Here is an 18,456-nt window from a genome sequence, read left to right as displayed (position 1 = left end):
CTTCCCTTCCGAGGACTGGTACAGACCATTCGGGGCGGCTTCCACGATGGCACGGCGTCCGCCGGGGGTGAAGTACGCGGAAGGGCCCGGCTCCTGGAGGAGCCGGGCCCTTCGCGCGCGTCCCCGCGGGGTCACCGCACGAACACGCTCGCCTGGTTCGCCAGGTCCAGGAAGTACTGCGGGGCGAGGCCGAGGGCCAGGGTGACCGCCACGCCCGCCGTGATGGCGATCGTGGTGAAGGCCGAGGGGACGGCGACCGTGGGGCCGTCGGCCTTGGGCTCGCTGAAGAACATGAGCACGATGACCCGGATGTAGAAGAAGGCCGCGATCGCCGAGGAGATCACGCCGACCACCACGAGGGCGCCCGCGCCGCCCTCCGCCGCCGCCTTGAAGACCGCGAACTTGCCGGAGAAGCCGGAGGTCAGCGGGATGCCGGCGAAGGCGAGCAGGAAGACCGCGAAGACCGCCGCGACGAGCGGCGAACGACGGCCCAGACCGGCCCACTTGGAGAGGTGGGTGGCCTCGCCGCCCGCGTCGCGGACCAGGGTGACGACGGCGAAGGCGCCGATCGTCACGAAGGAGTACGCGCCCAGGTAGAAGAGGACGGACGAGATGCCGCTCGGGGTGGCGGCGATGACGCCCGCGAGCAGGAAGCCCGCGTGCGCGATGGACGAGTACGCCAGGAGCCGCTTGATGTCGGTCTGGGTGATGGCGATGATCGCGCCGCCCAGCATCGTCACGATGGCGACGCCCCACATGACCGGCCGCCAGTCCCAGGTGAGGCCCGGGAGCACCACGTACAGCAGGCGGAGGAGGGCGCCGAAGGCGGCGACCTTGGTCGCGGCGGCCATGAAGCCGGTGACCGGGGTCGGGGCGCCCTGGTAGACGTCCGGGGTCCACATGTGGAACGGCACGGCGCCGACCTTGAAGAGGAGCCCCGTGAGGACCATGGCGAAGCCGATGAGGAGCAGCGCGTCGTTCCCCATGGTGTCGGCGAGCGCCGGGTTCACCGAGGTGACCGTCCCGTCGACCACGTCGGCGATCGTGGCGTACGAGACGGAGCCCGCGTAGCCGTAGAGCAGGGCGATCCCGAAGAGCAGGAAGGCCGAGGAGAAGGCGCCGAGCAGGAAGTACTTGACGGCCGCCTCCTGCGACATCAGCCGCTTGCGGCGGGCGACGGCGCACAGCAGGTACAGCGGGAGGGAGAAGACCTCCAGGGCGATGAAGAGCGTCAGGAGGTCGTTGGCCGCCGGGAAGACCAGCATGCCCGCGACGGCGAAGAGGGCGAACGGGAACACCTCGGTGGTGGTGAACCCGGCCTTGACCGCCGCCTTCTCGTGGTCGCTGCCGGGCACGGCGGCGGCCTCGGCGGCGAAGGAGTCGACCCGGTGGCCGTGGTCGGCCGGGTCGAGCCTGCGCTCGGCGAAGGTGAAGACCGCCACGATCGAGGCGAGCAGGATCGTGCCCTGGAGGAAGAGGGCGGGGCCGTCGACCGCGATGGCGCCCATGGCCGCGATGTGGGCCTTGGTGGAGCCGTACCCGCCGGCCGCCAGGCCGACGACGGCGGCGAAGGCGGCGGCGAGCGCGAGGACGCTCAGGAAGACCTGGGCGGTGTAGCGGCCCCTGCGGGGCACGAAGGCCTCGACGAGGACGCTGAGGACCGCGGCGCCGACCACGATGAGCACGGGCGCGAGCTGCGTGTACTCGATGTGCGGCGCCGGGATCTTCTCCAGCGGCTCGACGGCGGCGGTCGTCCACAGGGTGTGGACGGAGGATGCGACAGCGGGAGCACTCACTTGGCCGCCTCCACTTCAGGCTGGGGGTCCTTCTGCTGGACGTCGGACATGGTGTGCCGCACCGCCGGGTTGACGACGTCCGTCAGCGGCTTCGGGAAGACCCCGAGGAAGATCAGGACGGCGATCAGCGGAACGACCACGGCCAGCTCGCGCGGCCGCAGGTCCGGCAGGCTCCGGACCTCCTCCTTCACCGGCCCGGTCATCGTCCGCTGGTACAGGACGAGGGTGTAGAGCGCGGCGAGGACGATGCCTGTGGTGGCGATGACGCCGGCCACCGGATAGCGGGCGTAGGTGCCGACCAGGACCAGGAACTCGCTGACGAACGGCGCGAGTCCGGGCAGCGACAGGGTCGCGAGGCCGCCGATCAGGAAGGTGCCGGCGAGCACCGGCGCCACCTTCTGCACGCCGCCGTAGTCGGCGATGAGCCGCGAGCCGCGCCGGGAGATCAGGAACCCGGCGACCAGCATCAGGGCGGCCGTCGAGATGCCGTGGTTGACCATGTAGAGCGTGGCGCCGGACTGGCCCTGGCTGGTCATCGCGAAGATGCCCAGGACGATGAAGCCGAAGTGCGAGATGGACGCGTAGGCGACCAGCCGCTTGATGTCCCGCTGGCCGACGGCGACGAGCGCCCCGTACACGATGCTGATCAGGGCGAGGACGACGATCGCGGGCGTGGCCCACTTCGAGGCCTCGGGGAAGAGCCCGAGGCAGAAGCGGAGCATCGCGAAGGTGCCGACCTTGTCGACCACGGCGGTGATGAGGACGGCGACCGGGGCGGTCGCCTCCCCCATCGCGTTCGGCAGCCAGGTGTGCAGCGGCCACAGCGGCGCCTTCACCGCGAAGGCGAAGAAGAAGCCGAGGAACAGCCAGCGCTCGGTGCTGGTGGCGATCTCCAGGGAGCCGTCGGCCCGGGCCGCGGCGATCTCGGTGAGCGAGAAGTTCCCCGCGACCACGTACAGGCCGATGACGGCGGCCAGCATGATCAGGCCGCCGACGAGGTTGTAGAGGAGGAACTTGACGGCCGCGTAGGAGCGCTGGGCCGCCGCGTTCTCGTCGGAGCCCGCGTGGGCCCGGTCGCCGAAGCCGCCGATGAGGAAGTACATCGGGATGAGCATGGCTTCGAAGAGGATGTAGAAGAGGAAGACGTCGGTGGCCTCGAAGGAGAGGATCACCATCGCCTCGACCATGAGGATCAGGGCGAAGAAGCCCTGCGTCGGCCGCCAGCGCTTGGACGAGGTCTCCAGGGGGTCGGCGTCGTGCCAGCCGGCCAGGATGACGAACGGGATCAGCAGCGCGGTGAGCGCGATCAGCGCCACCCCGATGCCGTCCACGCCCAGCTCGTACCGGACCCCGAAGTCCTTGATCCAGGCGTACGACTCGGTCAGCTGGTACCGCTCGCCGCCCGGCTCGAACCGGACGAAGACGATCCCGGCAAGGACGAGCGTGGCGAGCGAGACGAGCAGCGCCAGCCACTTGGCGGCGGTGCGACGGGCGGCGGGCACGGCGGCGGTCAGGATCGCACCGACCGCCGGCACCGCTGCCGTCACCGTAAGGAGCGGGAAGGACATGGGGGTTACACCGCCCTCATCAGCAGGGTCGCGGCGATCAGCACCGCCGTACCTCCGAACATGGAGACCGCGTACGAGCGGGCGTAGCCGTTCTGGAGCTTGCGCAGCCGGCCGGAGAGCCCGCCGACGCTCGCCGCGGTGCCGTTGACCACGCCGTCCACCAGGGAGTGGTCGACGTAGACGAGCGAGCGGGTGAGGTGCGTGCCGCCCGTGACGAAGACGGCGTGGTTGAAGTCGTCCTGGAGCAGGTCGCGGCGGGCCGCCCGGGTGAGCAGCGAGCCGCGCGGGGCGACCACCGGGACGGGCCGGCGCCCGTACTGGAGGTAGGCCAGGCCGACGCCGATCACCATGACGGCGACGGTGCAGGCGGTGACGGCGGCGGCGCCGATCGGCGGGTGGCCGTGCTCGTAGCCGGTGACCGGCTCCAGCCACTCCACGAACCCGGCGAACTGGAAGACCGCGCCCCCGGCGACCGATCCGACGGCCAGCAGCACCATCGGGATCACCATGGACTTCGGCGACTCGTGCGGGTGCGGCGGGTTGCCGTTCTCGTCGGGCTGCCAGCGCTTCTCGCCGAAGAAGGTCATCAGCATCACGCGGGTCATGTAGTACGCGGTGATGGCCGCGCCGAGCAGGGTGACCGCGCCGAGGATCCAGCCCTCGGCGCCGCCCTTCGCGAACGCCGCCTCGATGATCTTGTCCTTGGAGAAGAAGCCGGACAGACCGGGGAAGCCGATGATCGCGAGGTAGCCGAGGCCGAAGGTGACGAAGGTGACCGGCATGTACTTCCGCAGGCCGCCGTACTTCCGCATGTCCACCTCGTCGTTCATGCCGTGCATGACCGAACCGGCGCCGAGGAAGAGCCCGGCCTTGAAGAAGCCGTGCGTCACCAGGTGCATGATCGCGAAGACGTAGCCGATCGGGCCGAGCCCGGCCGCCAGGATCATGTAGCCGATCTGCGACATGGTCGAGCCGGCCAGCGCCTTCTTGATGTCGTCCTTGGCGCAACCGACGATCGCACCGAAGAGGAGCGTGACCGCGCCGACGATGGTGACGACGAGCTGCGCGTCCGGGGCCGCGTTGAAGATGTCGGCGGAGCGGACGATCAGATAGACACCGGCGGTCACCATCGTGGCCGCGTGGATGAGGGCCGAGACCGGGGTCGGGCCCTCCATCGCGTCCCCGAGCCAGGACTGCAGCGGCACCTGGGCCGACTTGCCGCAGGCCGCGAGGAGCAGCATCAGGCCGATCGCGGTCAGCGTCCCCTGCGAGGCCTGGCCGGTCGCCTCCAGGACCGGCCCGAAGGTGAAGGTCCCGAAGGTGGTGAACATGATCATGATGGCGATCGAGAGGCCGATGTCACCGACCCGGTTGACCAGGAACGCCTTCTTCGCGGCGGTGGCCGCGCTGGGCTTGTGCTGCCAGAACCCGATCAGGAGGTACGAGGCGAGGCCGACGCCCTCCCAGCCGAAGTACAGGAGCAGGTAGTTGTCGGCGAGGACGAGCAGCAGCATCGCCGCGACGAACAGGTTCAGATAGCCGAAGAACCGGCGGCGCCGCTCGTCGTGCTCCATGTATCCGATGGAGTACACGTGGATGAGGGTGCCGACCCCGCTGATCAGCAGGACGAACGTCATGGAGAGCTGGTCGAGCTGGAAGGCGATGTCCGCCTGGAAGCCCTCGACCGGGATCCAGGTGAAGAGCCGCTGGTGCAGGGCCCTTTCCTCGGCCCCCTTGCCGAGCATGTCGGCGAAGAGCGCCAGGCCGACCGCGAAGGAGACGGCCGCGAGGAGCGTGCCGATCCAGTGGCCGGTCCGGTCGAGCCGGCGGCCGCCGCAGAGCAGCACGGCCGCGCCGAGCAGGGGCGCCCCGACGAGCAGAGCGATGAGATTTTCCACGGTCAGCCCCTCACAGCTTCATCAGGCTTGCGTCGTCGACCGAGGCCGAGTGGCGGGCACGGAAGACGGACACGATGATCGCGAGCCCGACGACGACCTCCGCGGCGGCGACGACCATCGTGAAGAAGGCGACGATCTGTCCGTCGAGGTTGCCGTGCATGCGGGAGAAGGTGACGAACGCGAGGTTGCAGGCGTTGAGCATCAGCTCCACGCACATGAAGACCACGATCGCGTTGCGCCGGATCAGGACCCCGGCCGCGCCGATGGTGAACAGCAGGGCGGACAGGTACAGGTAGTTGACGGGATTCACCGGTTGGCCTCCTCTTCGTCCCGGTCCCGGCCGGACGCGTCCCGGTCCCGGCCGAGCCGCTCCTCGGAGCGCTGCTCCAGGGCCTTGAGGTCGGCCATGGCCTCGGCGGACACGTCCCGGATCTGGCCCCGCTTGCGCAGGGTCCCCATGACGGTGAGCTCCGCCGGGGTGCCGTCGGGCAGCAGGCCCGGGACGTCCACGGCGTTGTGCCGGGCGTAGACGCCGGGCGCGGGCAGCGGCGGCACGTGCTTGCCCTCGCGGACGCGCTGCTCGGCGAGCTCGCGCTGGGTGCGGGCGCGTTCGGTGCGCTCGCGGTGGGTGAGGACCATCGCGCCGACGGAGGCGGTGATGAGGAGCGCGCCGGTGATCTCGAAGGCGAAGACGTACTTGGTGAAGATGAGGGTGGCCAGGCCCTCGACGTTTCCGCCGCGCGCGCTGTTCGCGGCGCCGAGGCCGGTGAACTCGGTGAGCGAGGCGTTGCCGATGCCGGCGGAGAGCAGGATCCCGAAGCCGAGGCCGCAGGCGACGGCCCACCAGCGCTGGCCCTTGATGGTCTCCTTCAGCGAGTCCGCGGCCGTGACGCCGACCAGCATGACGACGAAGAGGAAGAGCATCATGATCGCGCCGGTGTAGACGACGATCTGGACGACGCCGAGGAAGTACGCGCCGTTGGCCAGGTAGAAGACCGCCAGGATGATCATGGTTCCGGCGAGGCAGAGCGCGGAGTGGACGGCCCTGCGCATCAGGATCGTGCACAGCGCGCCGATCACGGCGACGGTGCCGAGGACCCAGAACTGGACGGCCTCGCCGGTGGAGGTCGCGTACGCCGCGAGGTGCGCGCTCACGCGTCCACCTCCTCGTCGGCGTCGTCCTTCTCCCCCTTGGAGGTGGCGGTCTGCCGGACGGTGCCGGGCGCGGCCCCGGTGACCAGGCCCCGGTAGTAGTCCTGCTCGTCCATGCCCGGGAAGATCGCGTGCGGGGTGTCGACCATCTCCTCCTCCAGGCCGGCGAGGAGCTGCTCCTTGGTGTAGATCAGGTTCGCCCGGGAGGAGTCGGCCAGTTCGAACTCGTTGGTCATCGTCAGCGCGCGCGTGGGGCAGGCCTCGATGCACAGGCCGCACAGGATGCAGCGGGCGTAGTTGATCTGGTAGACGCGGCCGTAGCGCTCGCCGGGCGAGTAGCGCTCCTCGTCCGTGTTGTCCGCGCCCTCCACGTAGATGGCGTCGGCGGGACAGGCCCAGGCGCACAGCTCGCAGCCGACGCACTTCTCCAGGCCGTCCGGGTGGCGGTTGAGCTGGTGCCGGCCGTGGAAGCGGGGCGCCGTCGTCTTCTGCTGCTCCGGGTACTGCTCGGTCAGCCGCTTCTTGAACATGGCCTTGAAGGTCACGCCGAAGCCGGCCACCGGATTCTGGAAGTCAGACACCGTCCGTCTCCTTTCCATCACTCGCAGTAGCGGTATCGGGGGCGCCACTGACAACGAGGTCCCGTTGGTGCCTGGACCTGCGCCGGGGCACGGGCGGCAGGGACTGTCCGGGCTTGGGCGGTACGGGGAAGCCTCCGGCCATCGGGTCGAAGGCCCGGTCCTCCTCGGGCGCGGGCGCCGCCGCCTTCGCCTTCCGGTCGCGGAAGAGGTCCACCACGAAGGAGAGGAGGAGCAGGGCGAGCACGGCCCCGGCCACGTACAGGACGATGTTGGTGAACGCGATGTTCTCGTTGCGCAGCGCCCGGACGGTGGCGACCAGCATCAGCCAGACCACGGAGACCGGGATGAGGACCTTCCAGCCGAGCTTCATCAGCTGGTCGTAGCGGACGCGGGGCAGGGTGCCGCGCAGCCAGATGAAGAAGAACAGCAGCAGCTGCACCTTGAGGACGAACCAGAGCATCGGCCACCAGCCGTGGTTCGCGCCCTCCCAGAAGGTGGAGACGGGGTACGGGGCCCGCCAGCCGCCCAGGAAGAGGGTCACCGTCACGGCCGAGACCGTCACCATGTTCACGTACTCAGCGAGCATGAACATCGCGAACTTGATGGACGAGTACTCGGTGTTGAAGCCGCCGACGAGGTCGCCCTCGGACTCCGGCATGTCGAAGGGGGCGCGGTTGGTCTCGCCGACCATCGTGACGACGTAGATGATGAACGAGACCGGCAGCAGGATCACGAACCAGCGGTCCGCCTGCGCCTCGACGATCGCCGAGGTCGACATCGACCCGGAGTAGAGGAAGACGGAGGCGAAGGCCGCGCCCATGGCGATCTCGTAGGAGATCATCTGCGCGCAGGAGCGCAGTCCGCCGAGGAGCGGGTACGTGGAGCCGGAGGACCAGCCGGCGAGGACGATGCCGTAGATGCCGACGGAGGCGACCGCGAGGACGTACAGCATCGCGATCGGCAGGTCGGTGAGCTGCATCGTGGTGCGGTGGCCGAAGATCGAGACCTCGTTGCCCGCCGGGCCGAAGGGGATCACGGCGATCGCCATGAAGGCGGGGATCGCGGCGACGATCGGGGCGAGGACGTAGACGACCTTGTCGGCCTTCTTGACGATCACGTCCTCCTTGAGCATCAGCTTGATGCCGTCCGCGAGGGACTGGAGGAGGCCCCAGGGGCCGTGCCGGTTGGGGCCGACGCGCAGCTGCATCCAGGCGACGACCTTGCGCTCCCACACGATGGAGAAGAGCACGGTCACCATCAGGAAGGCGAAGCAGAAGACGGCCTTGACCGCGACGAGCCACCAGGGGTCCGTGCCGAACATGGACAGGTCTTCAGCGGCGAGCGGCACGCTCATGCCTGCACCTCCGTGACGTCGGCGGGGAGCGGGGCCGCCGGGCCGATGCGGACCAGGTCGCCCGGGCGGGCGCCGGTGTCGGAGAGGACGCCGTGCCCGGTCGAGTTCAGCGGGAGCCAGACGACGCGGTCGGGCATCTCGGTGACCTGGAGCGGGAGGGCGACGGAGCCGGCCGGCCCGGTGACCTCCAGGAGGTCGCCTTCCTCGACGCCGGTGTCGGCGGCGGTGGCGGCGGAGAGCCGGGCGACGGCCGCGTGCCGGGTCCCGGCGAGGGCGGTGTCGCCCTCCTGGAGGCGTCCGAGGTCGAGCAGGAGCCGGTGTCCGGCGAGAACGGCCTCGCCGTCGCCGGTGCGGGGCGCGGGCCGGCCGGGCTCGGTGGGCTCGGTGGCCCGCTCGTGGGCCCAGCCGCCGAGCCGGTCCAGCTCCCGCCGTACGGCCCTGAGGTCGGGCAGGCCCAGGTGGGCGTCCAGGGCGTCGGCCAGCATGTGCAGGACGCGGGTGTCGGTCGGGGCGAGCGGCCGGGTCATCTGCTCCGGCTTGAGCGCGGCCTCGAACAGCCGGGCCCTGCCCTCCCAGTTGAGGAAGGTGCCGGGCTTCTCGGCGACGGCGGCGACCGGCAGGACGACGTCGGCGCGGTCGGTGACCTCGCCGGGCCGCAGCTCCAGGGAGACGACGAAGGCCGCGTCGAGCGCCTCGCGCGCGCGTGCCGGGTCCGGCAGGTCGGCGACCTCGACGCCGCCGACGAGCAGGGCGGCGAGTTCGCCGGTGGCGGCGGCCTCGACGATCTGGCCGGTGTCGCGGCCGTACCGGGCGGGGAGTTCGCGCAGGCCCCAGGCGGCGGCGACCTCCTCGCGCGCGCGGGGGTGGGTCGCGGGCCGGCCGCCGGGGAGCAGCGAGGGCAGCGCGCCCGCCTCGACGGCGCCGCGTTCGCCGGAGCGGCGCGGGATCCAGACGAGCCGGGCGCCGGTGGCGGTGGCGGCGCGCAGGGCGGCGGTGAGCGCGCCGGGCACGCCCGCGAGGCGTTCGCCGACGGCGAGGACGGCGCCCTCCTGGCGGAGGGCCTCGGCGGCGGCGAGCCCGTCGCCGGTGAGGCCGACCCGGGAGGTGAGGGCGTCGAGCCATTCGGTCTCGGTGCCGGGGGCGGCGGGCAGCAGGGTGCCGCCGGCCTTCTCCAGGCCCCGGGTGGCGAAGGCGGCGACGGCGTAGGTCCTCTGGCCGTGCTTGCGCCAGGCCTTGCGGAGCCGCAGGAAGACGCCGGGGGCCTCCTCCTCGGCCTCCAGGCCGACGAGGAGCACGGCCGGGGCGGCTTCGAGCGAGGTGTACGTGACGCCCTTGCGGTCCAGGTCCCGTCCCCGGCCCGCGACGGCGGAGGCCAGGAAGTCGGCCTCCTCGCCGGAGTGGACCCGGGCCCGGAAGTCGACGTCGTTGGTGTCGAGGGCGACCCGGGCGAACTTGGCGTACGCGTAGGAGTCCTCGACGGTCAGCCTGCCGCCGGCCAGGACGCCGGTGCGGCCGCGGACGAGCCCGCGGGCGGCGGCCTCCAGGGCCTCGGGCCAGGAGGCGGGCTCCAGTTCACCGGTCGCCTGGTTCCGTACGAGCGGGGTGGTGAGCCGGTCGCGCTGCTGCGCGTACCGGAAGCCGAAGCGGCCCTTGTCGCAGATCCACTCCTCGTTGACCTCGGGGTCCTCGGCGGCGAGCCGCCGCATGACCTTGCCGCGCCGGTGGTCGGTGCGGGTGGCGCAGCCGCCGGAGCACTGCTCGCACACCGACGGCGAGGAGACCAGGTCGAAGGGGCGGGAGCGGAAGCGGTAGGCGGCGGAGGTGAGGGCGCCGACCGGGCAGATCTGGATGGTGTTGCCGGAGAAGTACGACTCGAAGGGGTCGCCCTCGCCGGTGCCGACCTGCTGGAGCGCGCCGCGCTCGATCAGCTCGATCATCGGGTCGCCCGCGACCTGGTTGGAGAAGCGGGTGCAGCGGGCGCAGAGCACGCAGCGCTCGCGGTCGAGGAGGACCTGCGTGGAGATCGGGATCGGCTTCTCGTAGGTGCGCTTGACGCCCTCGAAGCGGGACTCGGCCTGTCCGTGGGACATGGCCTGGTTCTGCAGGGGGCACTCGCCGCCCTTGTCGCAGACGGGGCAGTCGAGGGGGTGGTTGACGAGCAGCAGCTCCATCACGCCGTGCTGGGCCTTTTCGGCGACGGGGCTGGTGAGCTGCGACTTCACCACCATGCCGTCGGTGCACGTGATGGTGCAGGAGGCCATGGGCTTGCGCTGGCCCTCGACCTCGACGATGCACTGGCGGCAGGCGCCGGCGGGGTCGAGGAGCGGGTGGTCGCAGAAGCGCGGGATCTCGATGCCGAGCTGTTCGGCGGCGCGGATGACCAGGGTCCCCTTGGGGACGGAGACCTCGATGCCGTCGATGGTCAGCGTGACGAGGTCCTCCGGCGGCACGGCCGGGCTGCCGCCTCCCGTCGGTCCGGACTCGGTGACGGTCATGCGGTCACCTCCTTGTGGTTGTCCGCCCAGGCGGTCGACTTGGCCGGGTCGAAGGGGCAGCCCTTGCCCGTGATGTGCTGCTCGTACTCCTCGCGGAAGTACTTGAGGGAGGAGAAGATCGGCGAGGCGGCGCCGTCGCCGAGGGCGCAGAACGACTTGCCGTTGATGTTGTCGGCGATGTCGTTGAGCTTGTCCAGGTCGGACAGCTGCCCCTTGCCGGCCTCGATGTCGCGGAGGAGCTGGACGAGCCAGTACGTGCCCTCGCGGCAGGGGGTGCACTTGCCGCAGGACTCGTGGGCGTAGAACTCGGTCCAGCGGGTGACGGCCCGGACCACGCAGGTGGTCTCGTCGAAGCACTGGAGCGCCTTGGTGCCGAGCATGGAGCCGGCGGCGCCGACGCCCTCGTAGTCGAGGGGCACGTCGAGGTGCTCGTCGGTGAACATCGGGGTGGAGGAGCCGCCGGGCGTCCAGAACTTGAGGCGGTGGCCGGGGCGCATCCCGCCGCTCATGTCGAGGAGCTGGCGCAGGGTGATGCCGAGGGGGGCCTCGTACTGGCCGGGCGAGGCGACGTGCCCGGAGAGCGAGTACAGCGTGAAGCCCGGGGACTTCTCGCTGCCCATGGAGGTGAACCAGTCCTTGCCCTTGTTGAGGATCGCGGGAACGGACGCGATGGACTCGACGTTGTTCACCACGGTGGGGCAGGCGTACAGACCGGCGACGGCGGGGAAGGGGGGCCGCAGCCGGGGCTGGCCGCGGCGTCCTTCGAGGGAGTCGAGGAGCGCGGTCTCCTCGCCGCAGATGTACGCGCCGGCGCCGGCGTGCACGGTGAGTTCGAGGTCGAGTCCGCTGCCGAGGACGTTCCGGCCGAGGTAGCCGGCGGCGTAGGCCTCGCGGACGGCCTCGTGGAGGCGGCGCAGGACGGGGACGACCTCGCCGCGCAGGTAGATGAAGGCGTGGCTGGAGCGGATCGCGTAGCAGGCGATCACGATGCCCTCGATGAGGGAGTGCGGGTTGGCGAAGAGGAGCGGGATGTCCTTGCAGGTGCCTGGCTCGGACTCGTCGGCGTTGACGACGAGGTAGTGCGGCTTGCCGTCGCCCTGCGGGATGAACTGCCACTTCATGCCGGTGGGGAAGCCGGCGCCGCCGCGGCCGCGGAGCCCGGACTCCTTGACGTACGCGATGAGGTCGTCGGGGCTCATCGCGAGGGCCTTGCGCAGGCCCCGGTAGCCCTCGTGGCGCTCGTAGGTCTCCAGGGTCCAGGAGTCGGGCTGGTCCCAGAAGGCCGAGAGGACGGGGGCGAGCAGCTTCTCGGGGCTGCTGCTGCCGTTGTTGATCTCGGTGGCCAAGGTCATCACTCCCCCTCCTGTCCGGAGGTCTCACCGCGCGGGTGGACGATTCGGTGGTGCGGCTGCTCGCCCTTGGCCAGTCGGAGGCCGACGAGGGAGGCGGGGCCCGCGCCGCCGGTGGCCTCGACGGCGCCGGGGCGCTCGTCGGGGAAGCCGGCGAGGATGCGGGCGGTCTCCTTGAAGGTGCAGAGGGGGGCGCCCCGGGTGGGTTCGACGGTCCGGCCGGCCCGCAGGTCGTCCACCATCTTCTTGGCGGACTCGGGGGTCTGGTTGTCGAAGAACTCCCAGTTGACCATCACGACGGGCGCGAAGTCGCAGGCCGCGTTGCACTCGATGTGTTCGAGGGTGACCTTGCCGTCCTCGGTGGTCTCGTTGTTCCCGACGCCGAGGTGCTCCTTGAGCTCCTCGAAGATGGCGTCACCGCCCATGACCGCGCAGAGGGTGTTGGTGCAGACGCCGACCTGGTAGTCGCCGGAGGGCTTGCGCCGGTACATGGTGTAGAAGGTGGCGACGGCGGTGACCTCGGCGGTGGTGAGGCCGAGGACGTCGGCGCAGAACGCCATGCCGGTGCGGGTGACGTGGCCCTCCTCGGACTGCACGAGGTGCAGCATCGGCAGGAGCGCGGAGCGGGAGTCCGGGTAGCGGGCGACGATGGCCCGCGCGTCCTCCTCCAGGCGGGCGCGGACGTCCGCCGGGTAGCCGGGGGCGGGGAGCTGGGGCATGCCCAGGCTGATCTGCTCGGTCATCGGTCGACGCCTCCCATCACGGGGTCGATGGAGGCGACGGCGACGATGACGTCGGCGACCTGGCCGCCCTCGCACATCGCCGCCATGGCCTGGAGGTTGGTGAAGGACGGGTCGCGGAAGTGGACCCGGTAGGGGCGGGTGCCGCCGTCGGAGACGACGTGCGCGCCGAGCTCGCCCTTGGGGGACTCGACGGCCGCGTAGGCCTGGCCGGGCGGGACCCGGAAGCCCTCGGTGACCAGCTTGAAGTGGTGGATCAGGGCCTCCATGGAGGTGCCCATGATCTTCTTGATGTGGTCGAGGGAGTTGCCGAGGCCGTCGGTGCCGAGCGCGAGCTGCGCGGGCCAGGCGATCTTCTTGTCGCCGACCATGACGTCGCCGGGCTCCAGGCGGTCGAGGCACTGCTCGACGATCCGCAGGGACTGGCGCATCTCCTCCAGGCGGATCAGGAAGCGTCCGTAGGAGTCGCAGGTGTCGGCGGTGGGGACCTCGAAGTCGTACTCCTCGTAGCCGCAGTACGGGTCGGTCTTGCGCAGGTCGTGCGGGAGGCCCGCGGAGCGCAGGATCGGTCCGGTGGCGCCGAGGGCCATGCAGCCGGTGAGGTCGAGGTGGCCGACGTCCTGCATGCGGGCCTTGAAGATGGGGTTGCCGGTGGCGAGCTTGTCGTACTCCGGCAGGTTCTTCTTCATGGTCTTCACGAACTCGCGCACGGCGTCGACGGCGCCGGGCGGGAGATCCTGGGCGAGGCCGCCGGGGCGGATGTACGCGTGGTTCATGCGCAGGCCGGTGATCAGCTCGTACAGGTCCAGGATCATCTCGCGGTCCCGGAAGCCGTAGATCATGATCGTGGTGGCGCCGAGCTCCATGCCGCCGGTGGCGATGCAGACCAGGTGCGAGGAGAGCCGGTTGAGCTCCATGAGCAGGACGCGGATGACGCTGGCGCGGTCCGGGATCTGGTCGGTGATGCCGAGGAGCTTCTCCACGCCGAGGCAGTACGCCGTCTCGTTGTAGAACGAGGTGAGGTAGTCCATGCGCGTGACGAAGGTGGTGCCCTGCGTCCAGGTCCGGTATTCGAGGTTCTTCTCGATGCCGGTGTGGAGGTAGCCGATGCCGCAGCGGGCCTCGGTGACGGTCTCGCCGTCGATCTCCAGGATGAGGCGGAGCACTCCGTGGGTGGACGGGTGCTGGGGGCCCATGTTGACGACGATCCGCTCGTCGTCGGCCTTGGCGGCGGACCGGACGACCTCGTCCCAGTCGCCGCCGGTCACCGTGTAGACGGCGCCTTCTGTCGTCTCGCGGGGAGACGCGTGGGGAGTGGTCACGAGTACGACCTCCGCTGGTCCGGAGCCGGGATCTGGGCGCCCTTGTACTCGACGGCGATGCCGCCGAGGGGGTAGTCCTTGCGCTGCGGGTGGCCCTGCCAGTCGTCCGGCATCATGATCCGGGTGAGGGCGGGGTGGCCGTCGAAGACGATCCCGAAGAAGTCGTACGTCTCGCGCTCGTGCCAGTCGTTCGTCGGGTAGACGGCGACGAGGGACGGGATCCTCGGGTCGGTGTCCGGGGCCGAGACCTCCAGGCGGATCATCCGGCCGTGGGTGAGCGAGCGCAGGTGGTAGACGGCGTGCAGCTCGCGGCCCTTGTCGTGCGGGTAGTGGACGCCGGAGACGCCGGTGCAGAGCTCGAAGCGGAGCGCCGGGTCGTCGCGCAGGGTGCGGGCCGTGCGGACCAGGTGCTCGCGCTCGACGTGGAAGGTCAGCTCGCCGCGGTCCACGACCGTCTTCTCGATCGCGTTCTCGGGGAGGAGCCCCTGCTCCTCCAGGGCGCCCTCCAGCTCGTCGGCGACCTCGTCGAACCAGCCTCCGTACGGGCGGGCGGCCGGGCCGGGGAGCCGGATCGAGCGGACGAGGCCGCCGTATCCGGAGGTGTCGCCGCCGCTCTGGGCGCCGAACATGCCGCGCTGGACGCGGACCTCCTCGCCGTGGTCCCCGCGCTGGCCCGGCAGGTTCTGCGCGCTGAGGTCCTTCTCGGGGTTGGGTGTCTCGTCGCTCACCGGAGCAGACCCTTCAACTCGATGGTCGGCAGTGCCTTGAGCGCCGCCTCCTCCGCCTCGCGCGCCGCCTCCTCGGCGTTCACGCCGAGCTTGGAGGTCTGGATCTTCTGGTGGAGCTTGAGGATCGCGTCGATCAGCATCTCGGGACGCGGCGGGCAGCCGGGCAGGTAGATGTCGACCGGGACGATGTGGTCGACGCCCTGGACGATCGCGTAGTTGTTGAACATGCCGCCCGAGGAGGCGCAGACGCCCATGGAGATGACCCACTTGGGGTTGGGCATCTGGTCGTAGACCTGCCGCAGGACGGGCGCCATCTTCTGGCTGACCCGGCCGGCGACGATCATCAGGTCGGCCTGGCGCGGCGAGCCGCGGAAGACCTCCATGCCGAAGCGGGCCAGGTCGTACCGGCCGGCTCCGGTGGTCATCATCTCGATGGCGCAGCAGGCGAGGCCGAAGGTCGCGGGGAAGACGGACGCCTTGCGCACCCAGCCCGCGGCCTGTTCGACCGTCGTCAGCAGAAAGCCGCTCGGGAGTTTCTCTTCGAGTCCCATAGGTGCCCCTCAGCCCCTCAGTCCCATTCCAGGCCGCCGCGCCGCCACACGTAGGCGTAGGCGACGAAGACGGTGAGCACGAAGAGCAGCATCTCCACGAGCCCGAAAAGCCCCAGGGCGTCGAAGGTGACGGCCCAGGGGTAGAGGAAGACGATCTCGATGTCGAAGACGATGAAGAGCATCGCCGTCAGGTAGTACTTGATCGGGAAGCGGCCGCCTCCGGCGGGCGTGGGTGTCGGCTCGATGCCGCACTCGTACGCCTCGAGTTTTGCCCTGTTGTACCGCTTTGGCCCGATGATCGTGGCCATGACCACGGAGAAGATCGCAAACCCCGCACCCAGGGCACCGAGCACGAGGACGGGCGCGTACGCATTCACGCTCCTCGCTCCTTCCAGTCGTCCTTGACCGTTGGACCGCACCGCCGCGCCGTGAAAGATCGCCCCCATGTGAGGCAGTTCACAAGCCCGGCTGCCCCGCATCTTATGCCTGCCCCTCTGTGATCTGCGACACGGGGTGCAGCACGTAGTTTGTGATCTCCACCACCTGACGAAGGATCATGAAGTCGGATGAGCGGTGATCTTGTCGCGCGAAGCGCCCAGGTGATCACCAGATGTGACATCCATACCGGAAATCGCTGCTCGGAGGGGGTGTCGCACTATCAAATAGTGGCCACTACAGGCAAATTGGCGATGGACGCGAGCGGGTGGTAAAGGGTCTGCCCGTCGCCCGGTCGGGGGGTCGCGCGTACGGAGGTGGACACGTGCGCGTTTTCACGAGCTCCGATGTGATCTGCGCCACAAGATCGAGGCACGAAAAGAAGGGGGCTTGGCCAAGGGTGTCAAGGAGTGGTAAGCGTCGGGCAATTCGGGCGTTTCATTGAAAACCCGTGATCAAGGCCCGGATGACTCATGCCCGATTTGCCCGTTACGGCGTCAATAAGGGCGTCACAGAAGCGGATTCACAGGTTCCGAACGTAACTGTGGCGCAATCCACGTTTCTTGAAGGGAACCGTCAAGCCCTGATAGCGGTTGTTCCCATGTCCCACACCGCTCACATACCCAGCCACCGGAAGCCCCGCCGCAGCGCTTCGAAGCTCGCGCTCCGCGCCGGAGTTGCCGGTGGCGTCCTCGGCACCATCGCGGTGGCCGGTGCCGCCGGACCGGCGAACGCCGAGCCGGTGACCGAGACCATCGAAATGCCCACCCTGGGCTCGCTCGACGCCGGTACGAACCTCGCGAGCGCGGTCGCCGCCGCCGCCGAGGCGTCCCAGCAGGAGGCGCTCGACCAGAACCTCCAGAGCCTGGAGCAGGTCGCCTTCCAGAAGGCGTCCCAGGAGGCCAAGAAGGCCAAGGCCGAGGCGGACCGCAAGGCCGCGGCCGAGCGCGCCGAGAAGGCCCGCCTGAAGGCCGAGAAGGAGCGCAAGGAGGCCGAGGAGGCCGCCGAGCGCGCCTCCCGCGCCGACGCGCGCACCCAGCTCACCACGAACTCCTCGTCGAACGACGGCGGCTCGTCCTCGTCGTCCTCCGACAGCGGCGCCGGCGCCTCGGACAGCGACAGCCGCACGCAGGCCCCCACCGGCTCCGCCGCCTCGATCGTGGCCTTCGCCCGCGCCCAGGTCGGCGACTCCTACGTCACCGGCGGCACCGGCCCCAACTCGTGGGACTGCTCCGGCCTCGTCCAGGCCGCCTACCGCGCGGCCGGCATCGACCTGCCCCGCATCTCGTACCAGCAGTCGAGCATGGGCAGCTCCGTCTCCCTGAGCAACCTCCAGCCGGGCGACATCCTGTACTGGGGCAGCCGCAGCGGCTCGTACCACGTCGCGATCTACGTCGGCGGCGGCAAGTACGTCGGCGCGCAGAACTCCTCCACGGGCGTCGTCGAGCGCTCCCTGGACTGGGACCCGCCGTCGGGCGCCGTGCGGATCCTCTGAGCACTCGTACGCTCGCGCGGAAGGGCCGTCACTCCTCGGGGGAGTGACGGTCCTTCGGCCGTTCCTGCCCTTCCGGCTGCTCCGGCACCGGCGTCCGCACGCTCAGGTCGACGTCCCACCGCACCTCGTGGAACTCCAGGCCCAGGTAGATGCTGCCCGCCCACTGGTCCGGCCCCTGGTGCTCGATGTAGTTCAAGTCCCCCATGTCGGACTCGTCCGTGAGGTTCAGGTCCGAGAAGTACGCGAAGACCCGCCTCCCGGCCTCCTCCTCGGAGACCCGGAACCGGCCCGCCATCGCGGCCGTGATCGCGCGCACCAGCTCCGCGCCCCGCTCGCTCACCGTCACCGTCACCGGCACCGTCGCCGGGAGGCCGGCCGTCGCCTCGCCGATGCGGTGCCCCCGGGCCCGCAGCTCCGCCCGGACCCGGTCCGCCCGCTCCCGGCCGAAGACGGCCGAACGCGCCTCCAGCGCCGGGCCGTCCGGCCGCCGGCCTGCCTCCCGTGCCGCCGCGAGGCCGGCGAGGTCCCGGGCCCGCAGCGCGCGCTCCTCCGCCACCGCCGGGCCCGCCAGCCGCTCCGCCGCCGCGCACGCCCCGGCGAACCGCTCCCCGTCGTCCGGGTGCGCGACGGCGTCGAAGACCGCCCGGGCCAGCTCCAGCTGCCCGTCCACGGCCTCCTCCGGCCGCCGGACCGCCTCGGGAAGCCCGGCCGCGCCCGCCAGCATCCAGCGGGTGAGCCCGATGTCGAAGGCGCCGACCTCGCCGCCGGGGCCGTACCCCTCCCGGAGCATGACCACGGCGGTGGAGTGCGCCCGGACCAGCGCGTCGCGCACCGGGCCGACCCAGGGCGAGGCGACCACGGGCACGAACAGCGCGGTGTGGCGCACGGCGAGCAGCGCCGCCGCGAGCACCCGGTCCTCCTGCGCGCCCCCGGGGAAGGCCGCGGGCTCCAGGGCCTCGGGGCCGTAACGCTCTTCGTCGCCCCGCACGTCC

General features: G+C 70.6%; 16 protein-coding genes. 1 reads left to right on the top strand and 15 read right to left on the bottom strand.

Features of this window, described 5'->3' with window-relative positions; translation table 11 throughout:
• Nucleotides 1–131: 131 nt before the first annotated feature.
• From nuoN to CP977_RS20180, 14 genes are read right to left on the bottom strand one after another with little or no spacing between them, the layout of a single operon-like run.
• Nucleotides 132–1,796 carry an NADH-quinone oxidoreductase subunit NuoN gene (nuoN, locus tag CP977_RS20245; RefSeq protein ID WP_062752897.1) on the bottom strand — a complete coding sequence of 555 codons (1,665 nt, stop codon included), beginning with the start codon at nt 1,794–1,796 and terminating at the stop codon, nt 132–134.
• Nucleotides 1,793–3,364: an NADH-quinone oxidoreductase subunit M gene (locus tag CP977_RS20240; protein ID WP_062752899.1), complete on the bottom strand. Its 1,572-nt coding sequence runs from the start codon at nt 3,362–3,364 to the stop codon at nt 1,793–1,795. Before CP977_RS20240 ends, nuoN begins: the two co-directional genes overlap by 4 nt.
• A gap of 5 nt (nt 3,365–3,369) precedes the next feature.
• Nucleotides 3,370–5,262, bottom strand: coding sequence for an NADH-quinone oxidoreductase subunit L (gene nuoL / locus CP977_RS20235; protein ID WP_152370611.1), 1,893 nt, complete (start codon nt 5,260–5,262; stop codon nt 3,370–3,372).
• 10 nt (nt 5,263–5,272) lie between these two features.
• The gene (nuoK, locus tag CP977_RS20230) at nt 5,273–5,572 is read right to left on the bottom strand and encodes an NADH-quinone oxidoreductase subunit NuoK (RefSeq protein WP_030208826.1); all 300 of its coding nucleotides are present in this window, start codon (nt 5,570–5,572) and stop codon (nt 5,273–5,275) included.
• Nucleotides 5,569–6,417: an NADH-quinone oxidoreductase subunit J gene (locus CP977_RS20225; RefSeq protein ID WP_152370610.1), complete on the bottom strand. Its 849-nt coding sequence runs from the start codon at nt 6,415–6,417 to the stop codon at nt 5,569–5,571. The genes nuoK and CP977_RS20225 overlap by 4 nt, the downstream gene beginning before the upstream one ends.
• Nucleotides 6,414–7,013 (bottom strand): NADH-quinone oxidoreductase subunit NuoI, encoded by a 600-nt coding sequence (gene nuoI / locus CP977_RS20220; RefSeq protein ID WP_109185140.1) that lies wholly within the window; start codon nt 7,011–7,013, stop codon nt 6,414–6,416. Before nuoI ends, CP977_RS20225 begins: the two co-directional genes overlap by 4 nt.
• The gene (nuoH, locus tag CP977_RS20215; RefSeq protein WP_062752907.1) at nt 6,988–8,349 is read right to left on the bottom strand and encodes an NADH-quinone oxidoreductase subunit NuoH; all 1,362 of its coding nucleotides are present in this window, start codon (nt 8,347–8,349) and stop codon (nt 6,988–6,990) included. Before nuoH ends, nuoI begins: the two co-directional genes overlap by 26 nt.
• Nucleotides 8,346–10,844: an NADH-quinone oxidoreductase subunit G gene (locus tag CP977_RS20210; RefSeq protein WP_152370609.1), complete on the bottom strand. Its 2,499-nt coding sequence runs from the start codon at nt 10,842–10,844 to the stop codon at nt 8,346–8,348. The genes nuoH and CP977_RS20210 overlap by 4 nt, the downstream gene beginning before the upstream one ends.
• Nucleotides 10,841–12,196 (bottom strand): NADH-quinone oxidoreductase subunit NuoF, encoded by a 1,356-nt coding sequence (gene nuoF / locus CP977_RS20205; RefSeq protein ID WP_062752911.1) that lies wholly within the window; start codon nt 12,194–12,196, stop codon nt 10,841–10,843. The genes CP977_RS20210 and nuoF overlap by 4 nt, the downstream gene beginning before the upstream one ends.
• Nucleotides 12,196–12,936 carry an NADH-quinone oxidoreductase subunit NuoE gene (nuoE, locus tag CP977_RS20200; protein ID WP_062752913.1) on the bottom strand — a complete coding sequence of 247 codons (741 nt, stop codon included), beginning with the start codon at nt 12,934–12,936 and terminating at the stop codon, nt 12,196–12,198. Before nuoE ends, nuoF begins: the two co-directional genes overlap by 1 nt.
• On the bottom strand, nt 12,933–14,255 hold the full coding sequence (locus CP977_RS20195) for an NADH-quinone oxidoreductase subunit D (RefSeq protein ID WP_062752915.1): 1,323 nt from the start codon (nt 14,253–14,255) through the stop codon (nt 12,933–12,935). The genes nuoE and CP977_RS20195 overlap by 4 nt, the downstream gene beginning before the upstream one ends.
• Nucleotides 14,252–14,983, bottom strand: a complete 732-nt coding sequence (locus CP977_RS20190; RefSeq protein ID WP_062752918.1) for an NADH-quinone oxidoreductase subunit C — start codon at nt 14,981–14,983, stop codon at nt 14,252–14,254. Before CP977_RS20190 ends, CP977_RS20195 begins: the two co-directional genes overlap by 4 nt.
• Nucleotides 14,980–15,534 (bottom strand): NuoB/complex I 20 kDa subunit family protein, encoded by a 555-nt coding sequence (locus CP977_RS20185; protein WP_030208804.1) that lies wholly within the window; start codon nt 15,532–15,534, stop codon nt 14,980–14,982. The genes CP977_RS20190 and CP977_RS20185 overlap by 4 nt, the downstream gene beginning before the upstream one ends.
• A gap of 17 nt (nt 15,535–15,551) precedes the next feature.
• On the bottom strand, nt 15,552–15,911 hold the full coding sequence (locus tag CP977_RS20180; protein WP_030208801.1) for an NADH-quinone oxidoreductase subunit A: 360 nt from the start codon (nt 15,909–15,911) through the stop codon (nt 15,552–15,554).
• A gap of 659 nt (nt 15,912–16,570) precedes the next feature.
• On the opposite strand from CP977_RS20180, the gene CP977_RS20175 reads away from it, so the two are divergent.
• On the top strand, nt 16,571–17,464 hold the full coding sequence (locus CP977_RS20175; RefSeq protein WP_062752920.1) for a C40 family peptidase: 894 nt from the start codon (nt 16,571–16,573) through the stop codon (nt 17,462–17,464).
• Nucleotides 17,465–17,492: 28 nt separating this feature from the next.
• Here CP977_RS20175 and CP977_RS20170 read toward each other — a convergent pair whose 3' ends face one another.
• Nucleotides 17,493–18,452: a hypothetical protein gene (locus CP977_RS20170; RefSeq protein WP_152370608.1), complete on the bottom strand. Its 960-nt coding sequence runs from the start codon at nt 18,450–18,452 to the stop codon at nt 17,493–17,495.
• Nucleotides 18,453–18,456 lie beyond the last annotated feature (4 nt).

It is taken from the genome of Streptomyces cinereoruber (assembly GCF_009299385.1).
Taxonomy (GTDB): Bacteria; Actinomycetota; Actinomycetes; order Streptomycetales; family Streptomycetaceae; genus Streptomyces; species Streptomyces bikiniensis.
The sequence above is the reverse complement of the archived record's forward strand: the minus strand, read 5'-3'. Positions and strand labels throughout refer to the sequence as shown.